At 42.8% G+C, this 26,347-nt stretch carries 21 protein-coding genes; 12 read left to right on the forward strand and 9 right to left on the reverse strand.

Features of this window, described 5'->3' with window-relative positions:
* Position 1 precedes the first annotated feature (1 nt).
* The 3 genes from HXT28_RS05015 to argS form a co-directional block, all read right to left on the reverse strand.
* Positions 2-1,282, reverse strand: coding sequence for an ABC transporter substrate-binding protein (locus tag HXT28_RS05015; RefSeq protein ID WP_422113339.1), 1,281 nt, complete (start codon positions 1,280-1,282; stop codon positions 2-4).
* 380 nt (positions 1,283-1,662) lie between these two features.
* Positions 1,663-3,192, reverse strand: a complete 1,530-nt coding sequence (brnQ, locus tag HXT28_RS05020) for a branched-chain amino acid transport system II carrier protein (protein WP_016636856.1) — start codon at positions 3,190-3,192, stop codon at positions 1,663-1,665.
* A 254-nt stretch (positions 3,193-3,446) separates the two neighbouring features.
* Entirely contained in the window at positions 3,447-5,243 is a 1,797-nt protein-coding gene (gene argS / locus HXT28_RS05025; protein ID WP_016636858.1) for an arginine--tRNA ligase, read from the reverse strand.
* A 112-nt stretch (positions 5,244-5,355) separates the two neighbouring features.
* On the opposite strand from argS, the gene relB reads away from it, so the two are divergent.
* Both relB and HXT28_RS05035 read left to right on the forward strand, forming a co-directional pair.
* Complete coding sequence (relB, locus tag HXT28_RS05030; RefSeq protein ID WP_032814835.1) at positions 5,356-5,592, forward strand: type II toxin-antitoxin system RelB family antitoxin; 237 nt, start codon at positions 5,356-5,358, stop codon at positions 5,590-5,592.
* A complete protein-coding gene (locus HXT28_RS05035; protein ID WP_016636859.1) occupies positions 5,576-5,842 on the forward strand; it encodes a type II toxin-antitoxin system RelE family toxin in 267 nt (88 codons plus the stop codon). The genes relB and HXT28_RS05035 overlap by 17 nt, the downstream gene beginning before the upstream one ends.
* A 105-nt stretch (positions 5,843-5,947) precedes the next feature.
* Here HXT28_RS05035 and valS read toward each other — a convergent pair whose 3' ends face one another.
* The 4 genes from valS to HXT28_RS05055 form a co-directional block, all read right to left on the reverse strand.
* Complete coding sequence (gene valS / locus HXT28_RS05040; protein WP_016636860.1) at positions 5,948-8,710, reverse strand: valine--tRNA ligase; 2,763 nt, start codon at positions 8,708-8,710, stop codon at positions 5,948-5,950.
* A 187-nt stretch (positions 8,711-8,897) separates the two neighbouring features.
* Positions 8,898-10,472, reverse strand: a complete 1,575-nt coding sequence (locus tag HXT28_RS05045) for an ABC transporter substrate-binding protein (protein WP_016636862.1) — start codon at positions 10,470-10,472, stop codon at positions 8,898-8,900.
* A gap of 44 nt (positions 10,473-10,516) precedes the next feature.
* On the reverse strand, positions 10,517-11,182 hold the full coding sequence (gene nth, locus HXT28_RS05050; protein ID WP_032814840.1) for an endonuclease III: 666 nt from the start codon (positions 11,180-11,182) through the stop codon (positions 10,517-10,519).
* 69 nt (positions 11,183-11,251) lie between these two features.
* Positions 11,252-12,079, reverse strand: a complete 828-nt coding sequence (locus tag HXT28_RS05055; RefSeq protein ID WP_032814833.1) for a winged helix-turn-helix domain-containing protein — start codon at positions 12,077-12,079, stop codon at positions 11,252-11,254.
* A 296-nt stretch (positions 12,080-12,375) separates the two neighbouring features.
* Here HXT28_RS05055 and HXT28_RS05060 point away from each other — a divergent pair, with 296 nt between their 5' ends.
* Positions 12,376-13,179: a hypothetical protein gene (locus tag HXT28_RS05060; RefSeq protein ID WP_016636865.1), complete on the forward strand. Its 804-nt coding sequence runs from the start codon at positions 12,376-12,378 to the stop codon at positions 13,177-13,179.
* Positions 13,180-13,369: 190 nt separating this feature from the next.
* On the opposite strand, the gene HXT28_RS05065 is transcribed toward HXT28_RS05060, so the two are convergent.
* Positions 13,370-13,864 (reverse strand): inorganic diphosphatase, encoded by a 495-nt coding sequence (locus HXT28_RS05065; protein ID WP_016636866.1) that lies wholly within the window; start codon positions 13,862-13,864, stop codon positions 13,370-13,372.
* A 309-nt stretch (positions 13,865-14,173) separates the two neighbouring features.
* Between HXT28_RS05065 and HXT28_RS05070 the strand changes: the two genes are divergently transcribed.
* The 9 genes from HXT28_RS05070 (at position 14,174) to HXT28_RS05110 (ending at position 24,358) form a co-directional block, all read left to right on the forward strand.
* Complete coding sequence (locus HXT28_RS05070) at positions 14,174-16,621, forward strand: acyltransferase family protein (protein ID WP_422113340.1); 2,448 nt, start codon at positions 14,174-14,176, stop codon at positions 16,619-16,621.
* Positions 16,622-16,768: 147 nt separating this feature from the next.
* On the forward strand, positions 16,769-18,349 hold the full coding sequence (gene zwf, locus HXT28_RS05075) for a glucose-6-phosphate dehydrogenase (protein ID WP_016636868.1): 1,581 nt from the start codon (positions 16,769-16,771) through the stop codon (positions 18,347-18,349).
* Entirely contained in the window at positions 18,346-19,287 is a 942-nt protein-coding gene (locus HXT28_RS05080) for a glucose-6-phosphate dehydrogenase assembly protein OpcA (protein WP_016636869.1), read from the forward strand. The genes zwf and HXT28_RS05080 overlap by 4 nt, the downstream gene beginning before the upstream one ends.
* 86 nt (positions 19,288-19,373) lie before the next feature.
* A complete protein-coding gene (gene pgl, locus HXT28_RS05085) occupies positions 19,374-20,198 on the forward strand; it encodes a 6-phosphogluconolactonase (RefSeq protein ID WP_016636870.1) in 825 nt (274 codons plus the stop codon).
* A gap of 394 nt (positions 20,199-20,592) precedes the next feature.
* Positions 20,593-21,291, forward strand: coding sequence for a hypothetical protein (locus HXT28_RS05090; RefSeq protein WP_016636871.1), 699 nt, complete (start codon positions 20,593-20,595; stop codon positions 21,289-21,291).
* A gap of 13 nt (positions 21,292-21,304) precedes the next feature.
* Positions 21,305-21,886 (forward strand): tetratricopeptide repeat protein, encoded by a 582-nt coding sequence (locus HXT28_RS05095; protein WP_016636872.1) that lies wholly within the window; start codon positions 21,305-21,307, stop codon positions 21,884-21,886.
* 88 nt (positions 21,887-21,974) lie between these two features.
* On the forward strand, positions 21,975-22,346 hold the full coding sequence (locus tag HXT28_RS05100) for a hypothetical protein (protein ID WP_422113341.1): 372 nt from the start codon (positions 21,975-21,977) through the stop codon (positions 22,344-22,346).
* A 55-nt stretch (positions 22,347-22,401) separates the two neighbouring features.
* On the forward strand, positions 22,402-23,637 hold the full coding sequence (locus HXT28_RS05105) for an SPFH domain-containing protein (RefSeq protein WP_016636874.1): 1,236 nt from the start codon (positions 22,402-22,404) through the stop codon (positions 23,635-23,637).
* A gap of 13 nt (positions 23,638-23,650) precedes the next feature.
* Positions 23,651-24,358, forward strand: a complete 708-nt coding sequence (locus tag HXT28_RS05110) for a hypothetical protein (RefSeq protein ID WP_016636875.1) — start codon at positions 23,651-23,653, stop codon at positions 24,356-24,358.
* Between the two features lie 386 nt (positions 24,359-24,744).
* Here HXT28_RS05110 and gndA read toward each other — a convergent pair whose 3' ends face one another.
* Positions 24,745-26,199 (reverse strand): NADP-dependent phosphogluconate dehydrogenase, encoded by a 1,455-nt coding sequence (gene gndA / locus HXT28_RS05115; RefSeq protein ID WP_032814830.1) that lies wholly within the window; start codon positions 26,197-26,199, stop codon positions 24,745-24,747.
* Positions 26,200-26,347: the final 148 nt, after the last annotated feature.

Below are 26,347 nucleotides of genomic sequence, written 5' to 3' on the forward strand. Positions count from 1 at the left end.
ATTACTTACCTTGCGCTATTACGTCGTTGACTGCTTTTTCTGCATTCTTTAATGCAGTATCAACATTTACTTCGCCAGAAAATGCTTTTTCCATTTCCTTTGCGAATGCCAACGAAATCTGTGGATATAGTTTGGTGTTTGGACGAGTATGAGCAGTTGCCATTTGTTCAATGTATGGCATCAAGCGAGGCTCTTTCTTCTCAACCCAAGAACGATACTCTGCGTTGCTAGCAGCACTCTTTGTTGCAGGCAGGAAGCCGGTAGATTCACACCAATCAAGAACTTGTTTATCTTGCAAGAACCAAGTCACAAATTCAGCAGCGGCTTTTACTTTTGCATCATCATTATTAAATAGCATTGCCTGCTCTCCGCCAAGGTTGGTAGATGGCTTACCACCTTCAGGGGTTGGCAATGGCGCTGCAGCAAAATCAAACGGCGGATCAGCAGCCCAAATACCTACCATCCATGAACCTTCCTGAGCAGAACCACCTTGACCTTTTTCAAACTTGCCCCATCCTGCGTATGGGCTCACTCCACTTTTAATAAGATCCATCCAGAAGTTTGCAGCTTTCTTACCTGCAGGAGTGTTAAATGCTGCAGCAGAGTTATCTTTCTTTAAGAATTCGCCACCAGCTTGCCAAAGATTGACTTGGAAGTTCCAGGTAAGAGCCTCACCACTGTCTCCTGCTTCAGTTGGCAAATCGTAACCTGGAAGACCAGTCTTATCTTTAATCTGCTTGGCCATTTGCTTTAATTCATCCCAAGTTTTTGGCGGCTTATCTGGATCTAAACCAGCCTTCTTAAATACTGTGCGATTGTACATGTACGCAAGATTATTGGCTGACATTGGAACTGATACTAAATGACCGTCAATTGAACCGAAATTCTTTAACGCTGGGTTAATATTATCAATTACTTCAGGCTTGAGAAGCTTTTTTAAGTCTGCAGATTTGCCAATTTGCGCCATTTGAGGCATCCAAATCAAATCACCTATGGCCATATCAGGCAAAGTATTTGACGTAGCAGATGCACGTAATTTTGTTAAGAAATCAGCATTAGGAACATTTGTAGTTTTAATCTCAATGTTCTTGTGCGAAGCATTAAATGCTTTTACTTTTTTATCGAAAGCATCTGCATTAGCACCATCCCAGTAGTGCCAAACAGAAACGGTTGTTTTACCTTGAGTATTACTTGTAGAGCTTGCGCCGCCACCACATGCAGTAAGAGACAGCGCAGCAGCGAGCATCATCGAGATTGCTCCAAACTTTTTTAGTTTCAACATCGTTGTTCTTCCTTAGAAATATTTAGAGAAACTTAAAGGTTCTTGGACATGCCGCCCAATGAATCATTTGATATATAGCAACGCCAGACTTATGCTGCAAACAGCGTCGTTTACTCCTTTCACTCATGAACAACCACTTTTGCTAATGCCTCAACATCGAGCATTAGACGCGTGCCTTTTGTATCTTGCTTTACTGGCTAAGCGAGAATTACTTTAGATTGCACATTATTTTGTTCGTTATTGAAATATACTAAATCGTTCCAATAAATAAGTCAAGCGCGAGTTTTATACAAAAATCGCCATATCACAGCTCATACGAGCGGTAATATGGCGATTATTTATTATTACAACTATCTATACAACTAGTTGTGAATTAGTCACTAGGATTGCTCACTAAAATTAGGTTCGTCAGCAGCAGACTCGTTAAACTCAGCATCGCTTGAAGAATAATCATCTTCGCTAGCAACACTGCCTTCAAGATTTGGCCCAACAGCCGCACGAGCCACCTCTTCCATACCTTTGTTATCAGATAAAACCTTGCAAACATAGCCAACAACAAATCCAACAACAGCTGGGCAAACCCAAGCCATGCCAAATTCCGAGAACGGCAACCAGTTTTGAGCAACAATCAACATATCGTTCATATGCAATGCGTTGCGCAAAGCTGTTGGCGAACTATTCAAAAAGTCAAATACAGCTGCAACGCCAGTAAAACCAAGTGTCCAAGCGTACACGACTTTGGAATTTCCAAAAAGTCGACCGCACAAAGCCAAAAGAATAAGCACGATTGACAGTGGATACAAGAACATTAATACTGGAACAGCGTATTCGATGATTGCGCTCAAACCAAAGTTTGCAAGACCAAACGAAACAAGCGTAATCAATACAGCCCAAACACGGTAGCTAGGCCCCTTAGGGAATAACTTAGAGAAGGTTTCCGAGCAGCTTACGATTAAGCCAACCGCAGTCTTTAAGCAGGCAAGCGTTACAGTTGCAGCAAGCACAAACAAGCCAACGTTTCCAAGATGGTATCGTGCAACTTGTGCCAAAGTTACTCCACCATTTTCCGCAGGTGGGAACAGAGCGCGGCTACGCACACCAACAATAACAATCGCAACGTAAATCAACGCCATAAGCAAGCAGCTAAAGAAACCAGAGCGAGCAGTATTCACTGCCACATCTTTAGGATCTTTTACACCGAACTGACGAATAGTACTAACAACCACAATTCCAAATGCCAAGCTAGCTAAAGCATCCATTGTGTTGTAGCCATCTAAGAATCCTGTAAAGAATGACTTATTAACGTAATTTCCCATAGGAGCAGCATCCGCAGAAGCGCCACTTACAGGAGAAAATAGTGCTGTAAATACCAAAATCGCTAGGAACACAAGGAAGATTGGCGTAAGAACTTTACCAACCCACGTGAGTATGCCGCTTGGCTTCATAGCAAAGAAGAACGCGAGCGCAAAGAACACTACGGAGAACAAGAACAAGTAAAGCTGACCGTTTCCATCCTGCGGAACAACGCGCTCTAAGCCAACAGTGTATGAAGTTGTTGCGCAACGCGGAATTGCAAAGAACGGGCCAATCGTTAGATACAGCACACAAGTGAAGAACATGCCGTACTTTTTGCTAGCTTTGCTCGAAAGCTCAAAAAGACCGTTTGCGCGGCTCATTGCGAGTGCTGTAACGCCAAGCAATGGCAAACCAACGCCAGTAACAATAAAGCCTAATGCTGCAGGCGCAGAATTAGTTCCTGCATTAGCACCAAGAAACACAGGGAAAATCAGGTTTCCAGCGCCAAAGAACATGCCAAACAACATGACCGCCACGTACGCGGACTCAATAATTGTCAGGTTCCTTTTTTTCGGGGCACTGTCTGTGCTGACACTTTGTGTTGTGACGCTCATGCTTACACCTCCTATATGGTGAAAATTGTTTAAGCATATTATTCAGCTAAATCCCTGACTTTCTTGTGGATTTAAAGCGAAAATAATATTAGGGGGTATATTAATAAATCGCATGTACTTAATTGGCATAAATTTACCATCTCGCGCGTGTCTTCTCATCAAAAATACGTAGGACGCTGGCATAGTACCAACGTCCTACTTAATCAAAAAATGCTCTATATTTTTGCTCTAAACCTTATATAAAATAAACAAAATCACATCTTTTCTGGAGCAGAAACACCAAGCAAATCAAGGCCTTCTGCAATTACCGTGCGCACAGCCGAGTTAAGCTTAAGTCGAGCTGCAGCGCGCGCAGGCTCTGGGCACTTTGCAATGCGAACTGCTTCGCGCTCTGCTTCTGGCAAACGATTTTCTGGATCGCTTAACTCCATTGGCACTACGCGCTCAAGGTTGTACCACTTGTGGTAGCTGGCAGCCAAATCCTCAAGATAATGCGCAACTCTGTGAGGAGCGCGCAAATCGCCAGCTTGTGCAAGAGCTGCAGGCCATTGCGCCAAAGCAGCCAGCACTTCGCCGTCAGCCTCGGTATTAAGCAGGCTTAAATCAGCGCCATCTTGCGTAATTCCGGCATCCGCTGCGTTTCGAGCAACATTGCAGCTGCGTGCGTGAGCGTATTGCACATAATACACAGGATTATCGTTGCTGTGAGAAGCAAGCAAATCCAAATCAATATCAACACTTGTGTTGTAGTCGGTGCGAGCAAGCGAATAGCGCGAAGCGTCAACACCAATTGCATCAACTAAATCGTCAATCGTAATAACGTTTCCAGCACGCTTGCTCATGCGCACAGGCTTTCCGTCCTTCATAACGTTTACAAGCTGGCCAATAAGAATCTGCATGTTTTCGCCCGGCTTGTCTCCAAAAGCCGCGCACATTGCCATCATTCTGCCAATATAGCCATGATGATCCGCACCGAGCATGTAGATTGCTACGTCTGCAGGATTCTGCTCGCGGTGACGCTTGTCGCGATAGTAAGCAATATCTGCAGCAAAGTAAGCGTAGTTGCCGTCGGATTTAATAATTACGCGATCCTTGTCGTCGCCATGCTTAGTGGATTCAAACCAAGTTGCGCCGTCTTTTTCGAAAATATCTCCACGCTCACGCAAGTCTGCAATAGCGCGCTCAACTTCGCCATCCTCGTACAGGCTGTTTTCGTGGAACCACACGTCGAAGCCAACGCGAAAATCGCGCATCGACTTGCGAATTTCAGCAAACATCATTGGCACTGCGCGCTTGCGGAACTCTTCACGCTGCTCAGAGTCGCCCTCGCCAAGCGGCAAACCTTCCTCGTCTTTACCAAGATCAATTCGAGGTAAGGAAAGAACATCAACGCCGTCTGCTTGTGCTTCTTTTATAACAGCGTCAGCAATTTCGTTAATATACGCGCCTTTGTAGCCGTCTGCAGGCGTTTCTTCGCCGTGAGCTGCAGCAACTAAAGACTTAGCAAAACGGTTAATTTGCTCGCCGTGATCGTTGAAATAGTATTCGCGTACAACTTTTGCGCCGTTCGCTTCCAAAACTCGAGCCATAGAATCGCCAACTGCCGCCCAGCGAGTGCCACCAATATGAATTGGGCCAGTTGGGTTTGCGGAAACAAACTCAAGATTTAAAGTTTTGCCACCCAAATGCGCATTTTTACCAAAATCCGCACCCTGCTTTAAGACTTCGTCAACAACAGCCGCTGCAGACGCAGAATCAAGCGTTATGTTAATAAAGCCAGGACCTGCAACTTCTACAGACGCAATACCTTCTGCTTCTTGCAAACGCTCGGCAAAAAGTTCAGCTAAATCGTGAGGCTTCATACCAGCTTTTTTAGCGAGCTGCATAGCAACATTCGTAGCCCAATCGCCGTGTGCGCGATCTTTTGGCCTCATAACTGCAAGTTTTTCGGCTGCAGGAATCAAATCTTCTGTTAGACTGCCAGCTTTACCGTTTGCTACTAAATCTTTAGCAATTTTTTCAATTAATTCACTTAAGCTTTCTGGATTCATGGTTTACAGTCTAGCGTTACCGCGCGATGCTTATCGATTATTGCGCATTGGATTGCATTATTCTGCATGTAAGGTAATATATGTTTTACATGTTTTACAATGGAGATTAGAAATGGCTGCAACAATTACAGGATTAAGAGTACCTTCTAACGTTTTAGATCGTTATAATCAGCTCGCTAAAACCACTCACCGCACTCGTTCATTTTACATGAATCAAGCACTAGAGGCTCAAATCGATGAACTTGAACATGAATATGGTCTAATGGCAGATATTGAAGCATATAAGCGTGGAGAATTAGAAACATCTCCACTCGACGACGTGGTGAAGCGCCTTGATTTGGAAAATTAATTTATCTAAAAGAGCTGAAAAACAGCTAGGGAAAATTGACAAAACAATTGCTAAGCAAATCGTTAAGGAACTTCGCGAAATTAGCAATCTCGACAATCCTCGAATCAGAGGCAAAGCGCTAACTGGCAACTATTCGGGGTTTTGGAGATATAGAGTAAGGGATTACAGAATAATTTGTGCAATTGAAAATAATGTACTGACCGTTTTTGTTGTAGATATTGATCATCACAGCAGAATTTATAGCAAGTGACGATGCTTAGCGATTAAATACACAAAAAGCGCTGGAGTCGAAGATTGACTTCCAGCGCTTTTGTTTTGCAATTAATTATTTTCGATTACTTGCAATTACTGGCAATTACTTCTTTTTTGCAGGAGCTTCACCGAGTTCGCTTTGAGCAACAGAAACGTTTACGTTAGTTGCATCAGATTCCGCAGATTCAGATTCAGATTCAGAAGAATCTCCAGCATCTGCAGCCTTAACAGCGTTAAGCTTTACTTCTCCAGTAACGCGACCCGCTTCCGCAACGTCATCCAAAGTCTCTTCAACAGACTTGTAAGCATTTTCTGCTACGTTCAAAGTCACTTGCAAAATAGGAGTCTTCATAGAAACTTTTGCTTCAGACTTAATCTTGCGCAAAGCAGCCAAAGCCTCGCCCGCGTAAGCCAAAGTATCTACAGAAACACCATTTGCAGCAGCCTCATACGCCTTAGCGCATGGCCAGCTTGCACGATGCACAGAGCCTTCACCGTCATGCATCCAACTCCACACTTCTTCCGTAGCATAAGGCAAGTAAGGAGCAAGCAGGCGAGCCAAAGCGTCGAGCGCAAGACCAAGAGTTGTGCGAGCAGACTTTACAGCAGCTTCACTTGGAGTACGTCCAGTGGATTCTGCAGTACCGTAAGCACGATTCTTTGCAAGCTCAATGTAATCGTCACAGAACTCCCAGAAGAAGGTTTCGATTGCTTCCAAAGCCTTAGAATGCTCGTAAGACTCAAGCGCATCAGTTGCAGTACGAATTACAGATGCAAGCTTTGCCATAACGGAACGATCCAAAACTTCCGTAACGTCTGCAAAATTCCAGTCCGCATTAGCATGCTCAAGAACCTGATGTTCCTCGTCTTCGCGGCCAATCGCGAGCGCAAACTTCGTAGCGTTCAAAAGCTTAATCGCCAAACGGCGACCAATCTTCATTTGACCTTCGTCGTAAGTTGCATCCAAGCCAAGCTTTGCAGAAGTTGCCCAGTAGCGAACAGCATCCGCACCAAACTCTTCGATTGGCTTATTTGGCACAACCACGTTGCCTTTAGATTTAGACATCTTCTTATGGTCAGGATCAAGAATCCAACCAGAAAGTGCAGCATGCTTCCAAGGCAAGCAGCCGTTTTCAAGATGCGCACGATCAACCGTACTAAACAGCCAAGTACGAATAATATCTTGGCCTTGTGGACGCAAATCCATTGGGAAAGTAGCCTTAAACAGAGCTTGATTTTCCTCACCTGGCTCTTCCCAACGAGTCACGATTTGTGGAGTTAAGGAAGATGTAGCCCAAGTGTCCATAATGTCTTGCTCAGCAGTAAAGCCGTTTGGCTGGTCGCGCTGAGATTCGTCGAATCCTTCTGGAACGTCAATAGTTGGGTCGATTGGCAAACAATCTTCGCTAGGAGTCAAAGGATGCTCGTAATCCACTTCCCCATTTTCGTTTACTGGATACCACAGTGGGAATGGCACACCAAAGAAGCGTTGGCGAGAAATAAGCCAGTCACCGTTCAAGCCGTGAACCCAATTCTCGTAGCGCACGCGCATAAAGTCTGGGTGGAAGTTAAGTTCCTTGCCGCGCTCAATAAGCTCAGCGTTCAGCTTTTCGTCCGTACCGCCGTTCTTTAAGTACCATTGACGAGAAGTGACGATTTCCAAAGGCTTATCGCCCTTTTCGTAGAAGTTCGTCATACGCTTTGTTGGCTTTGGCTCACCTTCCATATCTCCAGCAGCTTGCAAAGCTTCAACAACTTCCTTGCGAGCAGAGAACGTGGTTTTACCAGCAATTTTCTCAAACATTTCACGACCGGACTCATCCGTAATCCAATCAGGAGTGGTCATAACAATGCGACCGTTTCGCTGAATGATTGGTCGAGTTGGAAGATTCAAGTCACGCCACCACTCAACGTCTGTTACGTCACCGAAAGTGCAGCACATTGCGATGCCAGCACCCTTGTCCATTTGAGCAGCAGAATGAGCCAAAATCGGAACCTTCACCTTAAACAGCGGTGAGTAAACTTCCTGGCCAAAGTACTTCTTGTAACGCTCATCATTTGGATTTGCAATCAAAGATGTGCAAGCAGCAAGCAATTCTGGACGTGTAGTTTCAATATAAATTGGCGTACCATCTTCAAAACGGAACGCAATCTTATGATAGAAACCAGGATATTCGCGCGATTCAAGCTCAGCTTGAGCAACAGCAGTCTGGAAAGTCACATCCCACAAGCCTGGAGCATCTTTCTGATACGCTTCTCCGCGAGCAAGATTGCGCAAGAATGCTTTTTGTGCAACTCGGCGAGGCTGCTCGCCAATCGTGTGGTAAGTTTGCGACCAGTCCACAGAAAGACCGAGCCTGCGCCACAAAGCCTCAAACAGCTTCTCGTCTTGGGAAGTTAAACGCTCACAAAGTTCAATAAAGTTCTGTCGGCTTACAGGAACCTGATCTTTTGCCTCAATCTTCTTGCCTTCAGTACCTTCAAAAGGCGGCTTAAAATCAGGATCATATTTCAACGAAGTGTCTACGCGCACGCCGTAATAGTTTTGCACTCGACGCTCTGTTGGCAAGCCGTTATCATCCCAACCCATTGGGTAGAACACGTCAAAGCCTTGCATTCGCTTATAGCGCGCAACCACATCAGTATGCGTGTAGGAGAATACGTGACCAACATGCAAATGACCACTTACAGTTGGAGGTGGAGTATCAATAGAATATACGGCCTTGCGGTCGCGGGAATTATGGAAAGCGTAAGTCTTGGCTTCTTCCCAATTATTACGCCATTTGTCTTCGAGGCCATCAACGCTCACTTTGTTAGGAAGCGGCGTTAAATGCGCATGCTTTACTGTGTTATCCTGTTCACTCATGAACTGAATATTAGAAACTTAGCGCGACAACACAAACAATCACAGTGAGATAAATATAGGGCTAAGTAGCAAAAAGCGCCACTTTGCAACGTTATTTAGCATAATAATTACAACAAAGTTAATTACAACAAAGTGCCGCTTGCGAAGAAAAATACGATACATTTTACTGATAAGAGTGAGCATTTTTCTATTTCACATTCACATCATGCAATGGTAATAATTGATCTGTCATATTTTTCGCGTAACCACTTACGTTGGTTTTCACAGCCATCACACTTTTACGAGCATACAACCAGCGAGCTGCATTATTATTAACAACTTCACGAGCATAAGCACGAGCATTAGTTTCGTATTCACTGGCATTTTTAGCATGAACGGCATTTGCCCAAGCTTGCTGTGCGCGCGCATCCTGAAGTACAAATGGTGAACCATTCTCCGCAAATGCACCCTGATCTAACGTATGATTCATAGTGGCGAGCGCAATATCGTACTTTCCTTCGTTTACGCGTTGCTGTAGCGTTGACTGGTTCACTTCTTCGAGATTAATTTTAAAACCACTGACAGAGCTAATCTGTTTTGATAACTCACGACCAACATTTCCCTCACCTTGTGGCACGAGAAAAGTAATAGTGCCCAAATAACTTGCACTAAAATAATGGAAAAGCGAAGCAGCTTTATTCGGATTATATTGATATATTCCAGTTAAATCTTCATAACCTGTTGAAAGCGGATCAATAGGACCTCCAACAAGCACACCACCGTTGCCATCAGATGCAATCACTGTTTGGGGATTAACAGCATAGGCAACTGCTTTGCGAGCTTGTTCATCACAAAAAATGGACGCTACAGTAGTATTAATCGCAATAAATCGAACGCGAGTACTTTGCCCATCTACCATTTGAGTATTGGCAATTGCAGCAAGACGCTTATTTTCGTTACCTTCAAGCGGAACTGCCATTTGAATATTGCCATGCTCCATAGCTTCTGCCAAAGCTGTATCATTAGCGAAATATTGTAGAGTGATACTTGCGCATACTGCAGGAGATCCCCAGTATCTGTTATTGCGCAAAAGTACTAAAGAATTACCTTTGCTATAGCTGTTCACAATGAAAGGACCAGTACCGAGCGCACTACTCGAGTAGTCAACTACTGCTTTTGTGTCATATACAATACCTGCACGTCCTGAAAGGCGACGCAACAGTAACGCATCCGGCTTATGTAAAGTAATTTCTAAAGTAGTATCATCCGGATTAGTAACAGTTTTAATATTTGTTAGTGCGCTATAGCCTGGATAATTTTTAGTAATGCCTTGTTGTAATGATTGAAGCACGGATTCAGAATTCATGGAATCGCCATTGGAAAAATGTACACCTTGCCGCAAATTAAAACTATATACTAATCCATCTTTTGAAACATTCCACGACTGTGCTAACCCTGGTCGCAAGCTATTATCATCACCACGCTTAACCAATGTTTCGTAAACGTTGTCAAGCAAAGCCTGCTGTAAAGCATCACTATCGTCAGTGCGAATATCAAGAGAGTCAGGCGCTGTTCGCAAACCAACTTTTAATACAGAATTACCTGCAGGATGAGCGATCATTTCAATGGGTGAATGACCTTGATACATTTGCCATCCGCACCACAAAACACCGATCATTACTACCGACACAACTATGAATACAACCCACGGAATCCAACCTGTTGTTGACTTATGATGAGTTGCGTTGGAAGCTGCAAATTCATAATCACCTGTTCTTGACATAGCTTACAGTCTATACCAAGAGCTGAATGGGAAGAATATGCTTCTCATATGTGAGCAGACGGACAAGTTGCTTTTAACGGGCACAATAAGCACTGCGGGTTGCGCGCAGTACAAATTCTTCGTCCATGCAAGATAAGTCGATGTGAAAGATTAGTCCACTCTTCAGGCTTAAAACACGCTGTTATTTCACGCTCGATAGCATAAGGGTCTGGATGTTTACTCGTCTTATTCCAGTCTTTCCTCCAACCAAGACGACCAGTAACACGTATTACGTGAGTATCTACAGGGAAACCAGGCAATCCAAAAGCATTACCAAGCACAACATTAGCAGTTTTGCGACCAACACCCGGCAGTGATATTAAATCTTCCATATTTGAAGGCACTACACCGTTAAAATTACTACATAATCGAGCAGATAATGCAATAATATTCTGTGCTTTTACACGATAAAAGCCAAGTGGGTGAATAATAGCTTCAACTTGTGCATCTGAAGCTACAGCTAACCTACTTGCATCAGGAAAAGTAGAAAAAAGTTTTGGTGTGACTGTATTAACTCTTTTATCTGTTGTTTGTGCACTTAAAACCGTTGCAATAAGCAGCTCAAATGGATTAGAAAAATTAAGAGCACACTGCGGATTTGGTATTTCTTGACACAACAACGCATATTCAGCATGCATCCGCGCCAACTTTTCTTGTTTTGATTCGCGCATCATAAAATTTTACCGACTAATGTTATTACAACACCATCAATAGTGTTATTGAACTAATTCTCAGCAAAGCTATTCGTCATTATTATTGTCATCATTATTGTTATTAACATTACTATCGTTTGCGTAATTTTTATCTGCACTATCAGCATTATCCGCAACATGCTCAGTCATTTCACTATCTTCTTCAATTTCAGACGGATCAAACCGATAACCGACATTACGAACAGTGCCAATAAGATGCTCATATTCAACACCAAGCTTTGCACGAAGACGACGAATATGCACATCAACCGTGCGAGTACCGCCGTAGTAATCATAGCCCCATACTTCTTGCAATAAATGCGCCCGAGTAAATACTCTCCGGGGATGTTGCACAAAATACTTCAATAATTCAAATTCTTTATAGGCTAAATCAACAGGATGTCCATGCAAGCTCACAGTATAACTACGCATATCAACAACAAGATCACCAGAACGCATAATCCCATTATCTTCAACAGGCACATCAGCTACTGCAATATCTTGCGAATGCATAAACGAAACACCAGCATCTGGATGCTGCGAAGCTAAACGCAAACGACCTTCCACCTCTGCAGGAGAAGCGCTAGTGAGCACAACATCATCAATATTCCACGAAGAATTCACTACCGTAAAACCGCCCTCAGTAAGGATCAACATAACAGGAACGGTAATACTAGCCGCTTGCAAAGCAGCACACAACGATTTAGCTAAAGCCAAATCTTCACGAGCATCAAGAAGCAGAACAGTTTGCGCGGGAAGTTTTGCTAAACTCGTTGCATCCATAGGAAGCACACGCACACGATGTGAAAGTAACGCAAGCGAAGGTAAAACAGAAGCAGGAGAGGCACACGAAGTCATCAATGTGATATCAGTCATAAGAGGCCTCCAACCAACACGTGATATAGCACCAAATTCAAGCCGTTACAGGCATTGTAAACCATACTAGGAAGAATGCAACCTACTCTTAATATTTTTGCACGACTTACGTAACGTATCAAATCAAAGCTTTATCAACACGCAAATTTACATAATCTTCATAGCAGGAAACGTAGTGCAGGTTATAGACTACATTAGTAATAGACGTTATTAGTAATAGATATTACAATACTGTGCTGCAATTTTGCAGGCACATAGTGCTTTGTAAGAATATTTATTAACATTCAGGAGTACGTATGAGCGATACAACACATGCTTACCATAATGAAGCGCAGCACGATTCTGCTTCCTGTGCCACCACTCATGAAAAGCAAGCTCACGCACCTCATATTCATGCATCAGCAATGGCGATAACCCAGATTATTGTTGTAATACTTCTTGCAAGCGCAGCAGCTTCACCGATAGCAACAGCAAAAATATTACTCACCTTTTGTATGCTGATACTTCTTACATTCCTCACTTTTTGGCCTTTGCACGGAAATATGATTGATCGCGCTATTGCTTTATGCGCAGGTATCGCTTCCGCTTGGTGCGCAACTCTTGCCTTGAAAGGTTGGCTTCCACAGAGTGTCATTACTGACAATGAGACTGTGTCAATGAGTAAATTCATTGCAGCAATACGACCTTATGAACGCTGGGCAGTATCGTTTGCACTGATTCTCGTTGCAACAACATTTGTTACTTTCATCCGCCAAATGCTACGTGAACATCGCACAAATTTGGTACGAAATCTTTCTCATACCTTAATTGCAAGTATTGCATGCGCAGCACTTCCTGGCTGGCTATTTTTGCCGTCAATTATTCGATTTATGCCATCATTACGCAGTACAGATGGCGGCATACTAGTAGTTGTTTTATGCATATTTATGGTAATAATACTTTCGAGTCTTTCTTACTTATGGATGCGCAATAATTGTGGTGAATACTATGAAAATATCAAAAATGGTACAACTCATAGCATTGCGTTTGCCATATTACCAATTATGCTTTCAGGCATGTTGATTTATATTGCCGGACTCGGCATGCTCATTGCTGCGTAGTGGTGCTGTAAAAATACTTTTCACCTGCATATGCGATTTACTCTTTTGCGATTTATTCTTTTATTTGTTGCCAAAATTGGCAAGAATATTCATAGAACAAAGAGTATTTTATAAAATAAAACGTCGAAAACATAAGGCAATGTTTCCGACGTTTTATACATTTTTACAATCAATTTATTACAAGCGAATCTTACTTTTCACTTTCAGCAAGACGCTTGCGAGCTGCAACAATTTCCTTTTCTGCTTGCTCTACACCAGCCCAGAAGTCACCAGGGAGAACTTCCTTACCTGGCTCCAAAGCCTTGTACTGCTCGAAGAAGTGCTTGATTTCAGCCTTGTGATACTCGTTCACGTCATCAATATCCTTGATGTCATCGAAACGAACATCTGCTGGCACGCACAAAACCTTGTCGTCTCCACCGGCTTCATCAACCATGTGATATAAACCAACAGCGCGGCATTCAACAACACATCCTGGGAATACAGAATTTGGAATCATCACAAGAGCATCAAGCGGATCGCCATCTTCACCCAAAGTACCGTCAATATAACCGTAATCATCTGGATAACCCATAGCGGTAAACAAAGTGCGATCCAAGAACACGCGACCAGTTTCGTGATCTACTTCATACTTATTCTTAGAACCGCGTGGAATCTCAACCACAACGTTAAAAGTTTCTGCCATATTGGCTCCTTTAGTAACTTTAATAACAATTCATATGACTGTTCTATCTCACTCTACCGCGCACCAACGAACGGCATAGTATAAGTAGTGCCATTCCCCATACTATTGCACATAATTGTGAACAAAGAACATAACGAAAAATATTTCAAAAAATCCCACAAAAATCCACCATTTTCAACGATATATTAGGTATTGTAATAAGACACGCTTTATGGAACAAAACTGTCTCAAGACGCAGTTATCATAGCTCTGTTTTACACACGATAAGTTGCATACACACACCAGTATGGTTGACGAAGCGCAGGCAAGATGACAGAAAAAAGACGCGTGAATACTTCCACTGTTTCACTGGTCAATCAAACCCCCAACAAAACGGAGGTTTCAACCGAAAATAATGCTAGTAAGGCACGTGTAAGCCAAGAGTTTGCTGACACTTCATCTACTCAAAAACAATCTTCCAGCGTTAAAAGAAATCCTGCGATTGATGGTTTGCGTGCGCTAGCAATTATTGGCATCATATGCTTTCACATGCGCCCAAGCACTCTTGCTGGCGGATTCCTCGGTGTCACATTATTCTTAGTATTAGCAGGTTATTTTTGCACACGTGCTGTGTTGAATTACTTAAACGCAAACAAAAATGAAAAAGCTGCACGTGGTGGCTACGATACTGCCAGTCAACAAACTCAAGCTAACCAAATCAATGGTATCAAAGCAACAGTCGGCAACACTGCAAATACTATTAATAGCAGCGGTAACGCTACACAGAAGACTACGCATTACTGGCAATACATCTGGCACCGTATTCAACGAATCTGGCCGCCAACACTGGGCATTATCGCTATTACAGCACCCAGCATGTGGCTGGTTTCACCAAGTTTATTGCCAAAATTACAAGCAGATGCTCTTCCAGGAGTCAGTTTCTTCAGTAACGTCATGTACGTAATACGTAAGCTGTCATACTTTGAACAATCAGGATTGCCTTCTCCGATTAAACATCTTTGGTATCTCGGACTGATTATGCAAGCCTTCATTGTTTGGCCGCTTATTCTTACAGTGCTCGTAAAATTCGTATACAGCGCAATGAGTCGCATGTATATTACTGCGTGCCTTGTCATACTGTCTTCCGCTTTAACCATTACCTTTGCACACTTATTCGGCAATTACACAACGCCGGCGCGAGTCTATTATTCACTCGATACACGAGCATCAGAATTCTTATTAGGCGCAATGCTGGCAATGTATGGTGCGTGGTTTGCGAAACATTCATTACATGAATGGCTGATTCGCTTATGGTATTGGCTACGCGGCAATAAGCAAGTGACGGTTATTTCTGCTACAGCAACATACGACATTAACCACAACAACCCAGATAGTGCTAATACTACTGAACAAGTTTTTACTGATGTCACGCAGGCTGCAATTAAGGAAGGTATTCCGGAAGATTTGCGAGAAGGATTGCAAATTGACTTCTCTCAGAACGCCGCCACCACCGAAACATCTGATTTACGTGAACTTCCAGACAACGTATTTAACAAGCCAAAAACTGTGCTTTACAATCCTTTGCACCCATGGCAACGCTCTTGTATTGGCTTAATGGCAACAATTATATTGTGTTACTGTTTCGTATATGCAGATGGCACATCGTCTGTATTCACTTTTGGTGGATACACACTAACAGCTGCCGCATGCACATTAATACTCTGGTCATGCACGCAAACTGACAACATATGCTCACGATTATTTGCATGGAAGCCATTAGCATATCTCGGCAAACGCTCATTTGCTATTTATTTAGTGCACTTCCCTATTTTGGAATTGTGCAACCCAGCAACACGAACGACTGCAATTTCTTGGTGGGAGCAACTCTTGCAAATAGCAATCATTATTGTGATTGCTGAATGCTTCTATCAATTATTTGAAAAGCCGCTAAACAACCAGCATTTACTTAAGATTATTCGCTACATAGCAATAACATTATGCTGCTTCATTCTTATTGCATTGATTGCATTGCCTATAAATTGGAATAGCATTGCTCAACAGCGATCGATTCAACTTCGCCCAGAGTTGACGACTGCTACAATTCAGCCGTCAGAACAAAACAAAAACCATACTCAGCAAGCTCAATCTTCTTCTAAAGAACGTGATGTAAAAGGTGTACACAAAAATATAACAAAACAATCCTTACCACCAGTACCATCGCCATATCGCGTACTTTTCCCTATCGCAGAAAAAGTACCACACAATCTTGCCGCATCGCATACTCGCATTAATAAGCAGCGCAATACCTGTTCTGTAAACTTAACCATGGTTGGCGACTCCATTACTGAAGGCGCAAAACCATACTTATTGCAAGTAATGCCTAATGCTTTTATTGACGGAAAAGTAAGTCGACAAATTTTCCATGGTGCTGATGAATATGAGCAAGATATTGCGAGTAAACACGCTGGAGATGTAGTTATTTTTGCTCTTGGCACCAACGGCCCTCCGCGCGACGACAGTGTACTGCAACGTATGGTTGACGCCGCAAAAGGTAAGCCAGTTTACTTTGTTACTACGCGCGTACCGCAGCCATGGCAAGATGTAACTAACGAACATTTGCGAAAGTTTGCTGCAACACATTCTAATGTTGGAATTATTGATTGGCACGGCTTTAGTGAAGGTCACTCTGAATATCTGACCGACGATGGCGTGCATTTAACTCCAGTTGGCGGTCCGCAATATGCAAAAATGATTCGACTTGCTTTGTGCGGAGCGTGAAACGTTACGTTGAAACTCAAAGAGCTTAGTAGATTAGTATCAGTATTGCAATCTTGCAGCTGATACAAGAAAAGCTTATAGCGAAAATGTAATTAAAAATAGCAACCCGAGTAGGAAAAATAGCGTCAAAACATTACGATGGTATGTATGACTGAGTTGAGGATTCCTTTTGACATGCAGTATGCTGCAAATAACAAGTCTGTGTGGACAAACCCGTTACGAGACCCGCGCGACTTACGTTTGGCTCGCATTGCAGGCCCGTGCAGCCTAGTAATTTTTGGTATTACTGGCGATTTAGCACGCAAAAAACTGATGCCAGCCGTATATGATTTAGCTAATCGTGGACTTTTACCCCCAGGATTTGGTTTAACTGGTTTCGCAAGACGCGATTGGACAGATGAGCATTTCGTAAACTTTGTGCGCGAAAATATTGAGCAGCATTGCCGCACGCCATTTCGTGAATCAACTTGGATTAATCTTGCAAAAGGAATACGTTTCGTACGCGGCACTTTTGACGATGCAACAGCGTTTGAGCGTTTAAGTAAAACTGTTAACGAACTAGATAGGGATCGTGGCACGCGCGGAAACCACGCATTTTACATGTCTATTCCGCCTTCAAGCTTCCCTATTGTTGCACAACAGTTGGCAGCATCTGGACTTTCTCACTCTTCTGAACACGCGTGGCGCCGCGTAATTATTGAGAAACCTTTCGGCCATGATTTAGCGAGCGCTCGCGAATTAGACCGCGTCGTCTCGGAGGTTTTTGACCCTAATTCTGTATTCCGTATTGATCATTACCTAGGTAAGGAAACCGTACAAAATTTGTTGGCTTTCCGTTTTGCTAACGCAATGTACGAGCCGATTTGGAATGCGAATTATGTTGATCACGTGCAAATTACGATGGCTGAAGATATTGGTATTGGCGGACGCGCAGGCTATTACGATGGCATTGGTGCTGCAAGAGACGTGATTCAGAACCATTTGCTTCAGCTTATGGCGCTTACTGCTATGGAAGAGCCAGTAAGTTTCCGTGCTAGCGATTTGACTGCAGAAAAAACGAAAGTTTTATCTGCTATTCGTTTGCCTCAAGATTTGGCAGCAAATACTGCTCGCGGGCAATACGCAGCAGGATGGCAAGGCTCTTATAAAGCAGTTGGTTATTTGGAAGAGCAAGGAATCGACCCTAAAAGCACTACTGAAACGTATGCTGCTGTGCGACTAGACGTTGATACTCGCCGCTGGGCTGGAGTGCCCTTCTATTTGCGTACTGGCAAACGTTTAGGCAAGCGGGTTACGGAAATTGCTGTAATTTTTAAGCGCGCTCCACACTTGCCGTTTGAATCAACCGCAGTTCGAGAACTTGGTAGCAATGCAATTGTAATTCGCGTGCAGCCAGACGAGGGTGTTACTATGCGCTTTGGCGCTAAGGTTCCTGGCGGGACCGCTATGGAAGTTCGCGATGTTTCTATGGACTTTAGCTACGGACGATCCTTTACTGAAAGTTCGCCTGAAGCTTATGAACGTTTAATTCTTGATGTGCTCCTTGGTGAGCCACCGCTGTTCCCAACTACTGAAGAAGTAGATTTGAGCTGGAAGATTTTGGATCCGATTGAGGAATTCTGGAGTTCGCTTGGCACACAACCTCAATCGTATCGCGCTGGCACTTGGGGTCCAGCGGAAGCAGATAATATGCTCGCTCGCGATAATCGTCATTGGAGGCTGCCATGATTATCAATCTTCCCGATACGAATACCAGCAAAATTGCAGCAAAAATCGACGAATTGCACGAAGAGCGCGGCGAATCTGCTACTGGTCGAGTGCTCACTTTGCTTATTGATACAACTCTTAAAGAGTTAGAACATGCACTTGATGCAGCAAACGCAGCTAGCCGCGAGCATCCTTGCCGAGTTATTGCTATGGTTCGCGATTGGTCTAGCGAGCATGCTGCTGAGCGCGGAGAAATTGTGCCAAATCTTGACGCTCAAGTTCGTTTTGGTGCTGATGCTGGAGCTGGCGAGATTATTATTTTGTATCCTCATAACGGCTTGGTTCGTCATCCAGATACGCTTGTTATTCCGCTACTTGTGCCCGATGCGCCGATTGTTGCTTGGTGGCCGACGAACGCTCCGGAAGATCCTGCTCACGATTTGCTTGGAGCGATGGCTAGTAGCAGAATTACTGACGCACAGCGAGCAGACGATACTCTTAAAACTGTGCAAAACTTGCGCAAAAACTGGTCCCCGCAAGATGCAGACTTATCTTGGACGCGTTTAACTCCTTGGCGCGCGTTACTTGCTTCTATGCTCGATCAACCTCCACATTTGCCTATTCTCAGCGCGAAGGTTGTGGGTCCTACTCATTACGTATCTTTGCATTTACTGGCCGCTTGGCTTAAGAGCAGTTTGCGCGTGCCTGTAGAAATAGTTGAGAATCCTGATGCTCAAGCAATTACCTCCGTAACTTTAGAGCGCGAGGACGGCACGTTGTCTCTTACTCGCCCTGCTGGCGGAGATCAGGCTTTAATTAGTCTTCCCGGTCAGACTGCTCAGCCTATTGCGCTTCCTATTCGCACTTTGGATGATTGCTTAAGCGAAGAATTGCGACGCATTGATCCGGACGAAATTTACGCGCAGCTGGTACGAGATAATCCTACAGAAAATGCGTGAAGCATAGTAAAAATGCATAAAACAAATAACAAAGCATAGCGTGAAACAACGCATGAAACATTTTTAATGGCATAAAAGGAATAGCTATGACAGATAATGAAGTTACTTTTGCACACAACGCAAACGTTTACGGCTACAATAATCCCGACGTACTTTCAGCCATTGCAGCTCAACGCTTGGCAATTCTTATTATGGAATCACAAGCTAATGTACAAAATCTCGACAAGCCATTCCATTTACTTATTACTGGCGGCACGGATTCAATTCGCATGTTCCAAATGCTTGCCAGCAACCCACTTTTGACGGTGATTGATTGGGATTTAGTGCATATTTGGTGGGCAGATGAACGTTTCGTAGCTTACGATAGCGAGGACCGCAACGCACGCAAAACTCGCAAAGCGCTGCTTGACTTACTTACTTCTCATAAAGCTTTGGCAGAATCTCATATTCACGAAATGCCTGCAGATGAACGCAACGCTGAAGAAATTGCAGCAGCCAGTGACGCTGAAAATGACGCTATTTTAGATGCTGCAGCGCGCGACTATGAGGAAGAGATTACAGGATTACTTGGCAAAGAGCCAGTGTTTGATTTAGCAATTCTTGGCATGGGTCCGGACGCGCATATGGCTTCGTTGTTCCCAGAATTGCCGCAGGTTAATAATCGTGAGCGCATTGTTGTTGGCGTAAACCACTCCCCTAAACTTCCACCAATGCGATTGTCGCTTACAGTTCCTGTGCTGGCTCACAGTCGTCGCACTTGGTTTTTGACTGCAGGCGCAGAAAAGGGCGCTGCTTTAATGAATTCACTTTCGGGAGCTAATAATCCTGAATATCCTGCGTCTTTTGCAAACGGAACTGACGAAATCTCCTGGATGACCACAGCAGGCACACTGCAAGCTGCTATTGAATAAGGAAGCACAGTACTCACATACCGTTAACTGAAACTTATTATCCCAAATTAGTACTCAAATTACTGTAACAGTTAATCAATAATTGAGTATGCTATTATTACGCATTTTCCTTCAATGATGTAGCTACTTTTTGCTTTTCACAAAGAATAAAAATGCGAGCAAATTGATAAATATAAAAATTCAAAAACTCCTACAAAACACTAACTTCCCTATGCAAAATATAAATGCAAATCCGTCTAGGGGGGGGTAGCCTACAAAAGACATGTGTACTTGTGTTGTTCATAGATAAATAGATAAAGAGAAGGGTTAAGTTAGCTACATTTCACATGTGCCATAATACTATTTGACTTAGCACCAATATCTTTTTGTCTTAGAGAAAAAGGAGACGATTTTCATGGCAAGTACTTTCAAGAGCAATCTGGAAACATTGGACATCGATTACTCTGGTCCAGTCGTTCAAGCATACAATGATGCAAAGCAGCAATTAACCCAAGTTCGCACAGCAAATCTTGAGGGTCCAGATCGTGCACTTCCAGATGATTTAACTCAAAAGTTGGATTCAACGAATGCTGAGTTTGTTGCAGGTAAAGCAAATCTTGCTTCTCAGCTTGCTCCTCAACGCGAAGAACTCAACAAGAAGCATATGACTTTTCTAGCTATAAAGTGTGCTTTGATTGTACTCGGCATTCTTTGCCTGTTTGTCTCAGCAATAAGCATTCTGGGTATAATCATGATTATTGCAGGCATCATTTGCCACTTTGTATTTAAGAACATCGATGAAAAAGCTTCATATGAATTGTCTTCGCGCTGGAGAAGCTACTTTGCTCATTACCAAGATGTATTTGGTCATAAGGAAACACTACATGAAATGGCTTGTGGCTTATACAAGGAAGTAGACGACCTCTACTTGAAGAGTCTTGATGATCAAGCACGTGGCTTCGAAATGCAAAGGCGCCAAATGCAAAAACAGATGGATGCTCAGAACGAGCAACATCAGCAGTCAATGGCAATGCAAGCTGCGCAAATGGAAGCCATGCAGCAAATGGTCAATGAGCAGCGTGCAGGAAATATCATTTCTTTGATGAAAAAATAATTAAGGTTATTTTATGCCAACAGTTAATAAAGAGATGGTATGCCCTGGATGCGGGGCATCCATCTCTTCTAAAGATACCGTATGTGAAAGTTGTGGGCGTAAATTAGTAATTACTTCTTTAACTTTTAAAGAAGTAAGACGAGCAACTTTCCAGGATTCTTCAAAATTTCTTGATGCTTATAAAGGTGCTCTCAAAAACTCACCTGATAGTCCTGAGATACTTACTTCTTTGGGCTATGTTTTGTTAGACAGAGGTCAGTATCAAGAAGCAGCAGATACGCTTAATAAAGCAATGATAAACGGTGGATCTGATCCCGATACTCTGTTCACTGCTGTAATAGCACAGTATAAATCAAAAAAGCCATTCCAAATTAAACTCAAAGAGGCTGAAGAGCTTATTGCTAAGTTAGACTCGGCAATAGCTATGAGCCAAAAACCGGAATACTTTCTTCTTAAGGCAGAACTTATTAAATCACTATTTGAAAAAAGATATGTGAAATATAAAGAAAGTTCTGCAACAGTAATGCAGCAATCAACAGAAGTGGGATTGACTGAAGCCGATAAAATGGATGTCCAGTCTTTATTGGCTGAATGAACTTTTAATATGCCAATATAACCAGTAAGAAGAGAAAATAATCATGACATATTATCAAATCAATGACTTGTTAAATTACAAAAAACAAATGGCTCTGAAAGTATGCGGAATTTTTGACGAAGAAGAAGTCAATAGAATCGAGCCAATTTCTTATATCGATTACAGTAACGGAAATACGTTTGTTACTGTTTGGATGTTCGGTAATAAGAAGATTTATTCTGCCGTGATTGAGTTACGTCCAGGTGAGTTAGATGATCCTGTAGATGGCACTCATAGAACGTTCTTCGATGTTTACAGGTTTAAAAATATCGATGATATTCGTGTTGATGATTATGGCTGCGTCATTACCCTAAAAACAGGCAAAAAGTTGGAGTTAAAATCAGGTTGCCTTGAGGGAGCTGACAGCTTCAAATTCTCCGCACATGGCCTAGTTAGCTTGTGGGATGAGTACGACGATTAGTCAATTTACGAGCTTATAAAGCTCGTAATTCTTTGTTTAGACGAGGATAGTAATTATGTCTTTATTCGGCAAAAATCCTAATGAAGTAAATTATGTAGGCGGAGAAAAACATTTTGTTGATATTATCAAAAATCGCTCCGATAATGATACCTTCATTTTCAAAAATCCAGAAGAAGATTTCAATCATGGCTCTACGCTTGTAGTACAACCTGGCGAGCAAGCAATATTTATCAACGAAGGCAATATTGAGCAAGTTTTTGAGGCTGGAACTTATACGCTTAGTACAGCTAACTACCCATTTATTTCAAGATTGCGTAACGCACTTTCTGGAGGGATATCGTCATTCCATTGCATTGTGTACTTTGTACGCACAGCAACGGGTCGCGAAATCAAATGGGGAACTGCTGATCCAATTCAAGTTTACGATAAAGCTTATCTTGATCCTTTCACCGGAATTGGCGTAGAAACCAAAGTCGGTGCAAATGGCGCATACAAGGTTAGCGTAACCGACGCTGGTCTTCTATTAACTAACTTGATTGGCGGAAACTACGATTTAACAAATCAAGAATCAATCCGAGAATTCTTCCGCGATCAATTTATGAATGAATTATCTTCAAAGCTTGCTGAAGAGCTTAATGCTTGGGATGGTCCATTAAACACTATTCAATCGCAAGGAAGCAATCTTGCGCATAAAATGGAGACGCTTTTATCTCCATACATGGAAGAATATGGTCTTCGTCCGCACGATATGAGTCTTAAGATTCATATTTTCGACAACGAAGAGCGCAGAAAAGCACAAGAGCTGGTTAGTAAAAACCGCGAAACCTACTATAGCAATATGGCTGCTGGCGCTGGAAAAGCCGCGTTTGCACAAGGTCAACAGCAGGCTTATCAAACTTACGGGACTAATTATCAGCAAGCTGAAGTGCTAAAAGCATTGAATAATGTTGCTTCTAATCCTGGCTCTGAAGGTTCTTCTCTTATGGGCGCAGGAATGGGTCTTACAATGGGTGCTGGATTAGGGCAAATGCTTCCAGGAATGCTGAATCAAACTCTTAATGCAGCGAATCAACAAAATCCTATAGCAACTCCAAACATACAAACCTCTGCAGTTCCACAGCAACCTACAACGATGCCACAGCAACCTACACCTGTTGCTCCTGCAGCACAAACTACTGCTGACAATGATCCAGTTGCTCGCTTAAAAAAGCTGAAAAGTTTATTGGATGCAGAATTAATCAGTCAAGAAGAATATGAGGCTAAGAAAGCCAATATTCTTAAGGAATTGTAAGGTAATCAGTAAAATGCGATATATAACTTCCATTATTTCTACAGTCTTCTTCGCTGTAGCAACTTGTGCACTTGGAATGCAATTAGCCACTTATGGATTTGCTCCAATTGCTCAATACGTTGTTATTGCATTCATGTTTTTATTTGTAGCAATGATGTGGGCTGCTGACGTAGAAGCTATTCGTGCAAACATCGGAGCAGATCTGTTCTACAGGGTTCTTCCTACCAATACAGTATTTCCTGCTATTGGATTTGCAATCCAATGCGTACTAGCCATTGCCTATGCGTCAGCATGGAATAATAATCTCAACTCCACAACTCTTGCATTGCGAAATATCCTACCACAGGGATTATTCACTGTTTTAATTATCGAATTGGTAATTACAACTGTACTCGTAGTTTTGTGGTCAGGGAACAATCAAGCTAATAAACACACTGTTAGACTTCATACGCAACAACAAGCAAAGATTGCTCAAAAGGAACAACTAAAAGGGCAAATTTTGCTACTGAAGCAAAAGATTGATAGTTCAGATCAGGTAAGTGTTAATACAATTCGCCAGATTGAACAAAAAATTAACTCATTACCTTTGAACTTGAATCCAAACACGGTAATTTTTTATCAGCAAGCTATGCAAGAAATTATTTCTGCAAATCAGCAACCTGGAACTATTAGTGCTGAAAATCTGCAGAATATAAAGAGACTTGTTTCATCTATTCGCTAGAAATCAATTCAATCAATGTGGGTTTATTGGAAATAATTCGATAAACCCACATTTTTATATCTACATATACTAATAAAAATAAAATAGTCTATTTTATGCAAACTTATGTATAAAATAGACTATCACTAGAATAATCTTATCTACATAAACTGGCGCAAATGCGAAAATAGCATGTTCAAAACATGGCGCATTTGGGAAAATCGACCCCTAAAAACATGGCGCATTTGCGAAAAGTGCCATAAAATCGTTGAAATATCAAGGAAATCAATCAATTTAGAAAAATTAATAAAATTCAGCAACAAAATATATTAAAAACTATAGAATAAAAAAAAACAGGCCTTTGCATTGCTATGCAGAGGCCTGTTAGTTCTAAATATTATTTTGATTTAATCTTGCTTTACTTCTGGGCGATTAGGCTCTGCCCACAAAGTGTGGAATACGCCTGGCTCGTCAATGCGACCGTAAGTGTGCGCACCGAAGAAATCGCGCTGAGCCTGAATAAGCGAAGCTGGCAAACGCTTGGAACGCAAGCCATCGTAGTACGCAAGCAAGCTGGAGAACGCTGGAACAGGAACACCATGCTCAACTGCACGCGCAATAACACGACGCCAAGCAGCCTGAGACTTCTCAATAGCAGCCTTAAAGTACGGTGCAAAAAGCAAAGAAACGCTTGCTTCACCGGACTCAAAAGCCTCAGAAACGCGGTTCAAGAACTGAGCGCGAATAATGCAGCCACCACGCCAAATGCGAGCAACCGCAGCCTGATCAATCTTCCAATCATGCTCAATTGCAGCAGCCGCAATCTCATCGAAGCCTTGCGCGTAAGAAACAATCTTAGAAGCGTATAAAGCTTGGCGAATATCCTCAATAAACGCCTTACGCTCAGCATCGTTCAAATCAAAATGCACATTAGGACCAGTCAAACCCTGGCTTTCAGCAGCTTCACGCAAAGCAACCTGGCTAGAAAGTCCGCGAGCAAACACAGCTTCAGCAATACCCGTAACTGGTATGCCGAGCGAAAGTGCAGACTGCACAGTCCAAGTGCCAGTGCCCTTCATGCCAGCGTGATCCACCATCATCTCAACCAAAGGCTTACCAGTCTTAGCATCCTTCTGACGAAGCACATCAGCTGTAATTTCAATCAAATAAGAATCAAGTTCGCCCTTATTCCACTCGCTAAACACGTCCGCAATTTCGTCGGACTTCATTCCCAAACCGCGAAGCATTAAATCGTAGCTTTCGGCAATAAGCTGCATATCCGAGTACTCAATGCCATTGTGAACCATTTTTACAAAGTGGCCAGCACCATCCGTACCAATATGAGTTACGCAAGGCTCACCTTCAGCAACAGCCGCAATAGACTTCAAAATAGGACCAAGAGTCTTCCAAGATTCCTCAGTGCCACCAGGCATCATAGAAGGACCACGAAGCGCACCTTCTTCGCCACCAGAAACACCGCAACCAACGTAATGAAGACCGCGCGCGCGAATGTCACGCTCTCTGCGAATCGTATCTTCAAAATAAGAGTTTCCGCCGTCGACAATAATATCTCCCGGCTCCATAGCATTCGCAAGTTCTTCAATAACAGCATCCGTAGGAGCACCAGCTTTTACCATGATGATTGCGGTGCGCGGACGCTTCAGAGAAGCCACAAAATCTTCAACAGTTTTTGAAGGCACGAAAGCACCTTCACTACCATGCTCATTCATTAAGGTTTCAGTACGAGAATAATGACGGTTATACACAGCAACCGTGTTGCCGTGATGCGCAAGATTACGCGCTAGATTAGAACCCATAGCCGCCAAACCGACAACACCAATATTTGCCTGAGCTTCCGTCATGATGACACCTCTTATCTTGTCTTTTGTTTTATTTGCACGCACGCTTTGCGTACTCAAGCAATCTGCATTAACTCTCAATGCACAATTTTTTATTTTGCGTTACGCCCCTTCAAGAAACGCACTTATTAAGTTTATAGGCGGATATGCA

Source organism: Gardnerella washingtoni, from assembly GCF_049262705.1.
In the GTDB taxonomy this organism is placed as follows: domain Bacteria; phylum Actinomycetota; class Actinomycetes; order Actinomycetales; family Bifidobacteriaceae; genus Bifidobacterium; species Bifidobacterium vaginale_D.

What these genes read in the sequence shown, in the direction of transcription:
- HXT28_RS05015 (WP_422113339.1), bottom strand. Translation starts at nt 1,282, where the DNA reads ATGTTGAAACTAAAAAAGTTTGGAGCAATCTCGATGATGCTCGCTGCT.
- brnQ (WP_016636856.1), bottom strand. Translation starts at nt 3,192, where the DNA reads ATGAGCGTCACAACACAAAGTGTCAGCACAGACAGTGCCCCGAAAAAA.
- argS (WP_016636858.1), bottom strand. Translation starts at nt 5,243, where the DNA reads ATGAATCCAGAAAGCTTAAGTGAATTAATTGAAAAAATTGCTAAAGAT.
- relB (WP_032814835.1), top strand. Translation starts at nt 5,356, where the DNA reads ATGGCTGCAACAATTACAGGATTAAGAGTACCTTCTAACGTTTTAGAT.
- valS (WP_016636860.1), bottom strand. Translation starts at nt 8,710, where the DNA reads ATGAGTGAACAGGATAACACAGTAAAGCATGCGCATTTAACGCCGCTT.
- HXT28_RS05045 (WP_016636862.1), bottom strand. Translation starts at nt 10,472, where the DNA reads ATGTCAAGAACAGGTGATTATGAATTTGCAGCTTCCAACGCAACTCAT.
- nth (WP_032814840.1), bottom strand. Translation starts at nt 11,182, where the DNA reads ATGCGCGAATCAAAACAAGAAAAGTTGGCGCGGATGCATGCTGAATAT.
- HXT28_RS05055 (WP_032814833.1), bottom strand. Translation starts at nt 12,079, where the DNA reads ATGACTGATATCACATTGATGACTTCGTGTGCCTCTCCTGCTTCTGTT.
- HXT28_RS05060 (WP_016636865.1), top strand. Translation starts at nt 12,376, where the DNA reads ATGAGCGATACAACACATGCTTACCATAATGAAGCGCAGCACGATTCT.
- HXT28_RS05065 (WP_016636866.1), bottom strand. Translation starts at nt 13,864, where the DNA reads ATGGCAGAAACTTTTAACGTTGTGGTTGAGATTCCACGCGGTTCTAAG.
- HXT28_RS05070 (WP_422113340.1), top strand. Translation starts at nt 14,174, where the DNA reads ATGACAGAAAAAAGACGCGTGAATACTTCCACTGTTTCACTGGTCAAT.
- zwf (WP_016636868.1), top strand. Translation starts at nt 16,769, where the DNA reads ATGACTGAGTTGAGGATTCCTTTTGACATGCAGTATGCTGCAAATAAC.
- HXT28_RS05080 (WP_016636869.1), top strand. Translation starts at nt 18,346, where the DNA reads ATGATTATCAATCTTCCCGATACGAATACCAGCAAAATTGCAGCAAAA.
- pgl (WP_016636870.1), top strand. Translation starts at nt 19,374, where the DNA reads ATGACAGATAATGAAGTTACTTTTGCACACAACGCAAACGTTTACGGC.
- HXT28_RS05090 (WP_016636871.1), top strand. Translation starts at nt 20,593, where the DNA reads ATGGCAAGTACTTTCAAGAGCAATCTGGAAACATTGGACATCGATTAC.
- HXT28_RS05095 (WP_016636872.1), top strand. Translation starts at nt 21,305, where the DNA reads ATGCCAACAGTTAATAAAGAGATGGTATGCCCTGGATGCGGGGCATCC.
- HXT28_RS05100 (WP_422113341.1), top strand. Translation starts at nt 21,975, where the DNA reads ATGGCTCTGAAAGTATGCGGAATTTTTGACGAAGAAGAAGTCAATAGA.
- HXT28_RS05105 (WP_016636874.1), top strand. Translation starts at nt 22,402, where the DNA reads ATGTCTTTATTCGGCAAAAATCCTAATGAAGTAAATTATGTAGGCGGA.
- HXT28_RS05110 (WP_016636875.1), top strand. Translation starts at nt 23,651, where the DNA reads ATGCGATATATAACTTCCATTATTTCTACAGTCTTCTTCGCTGTAGCA.
- gndA (WP_032814830.1), bottom strand. Translation starts at nt 26,199, where the DNA reads ATGACGGAAGCTCAGGCAAATATTGGTGTTGTCGGTTTGGCGGCTATG.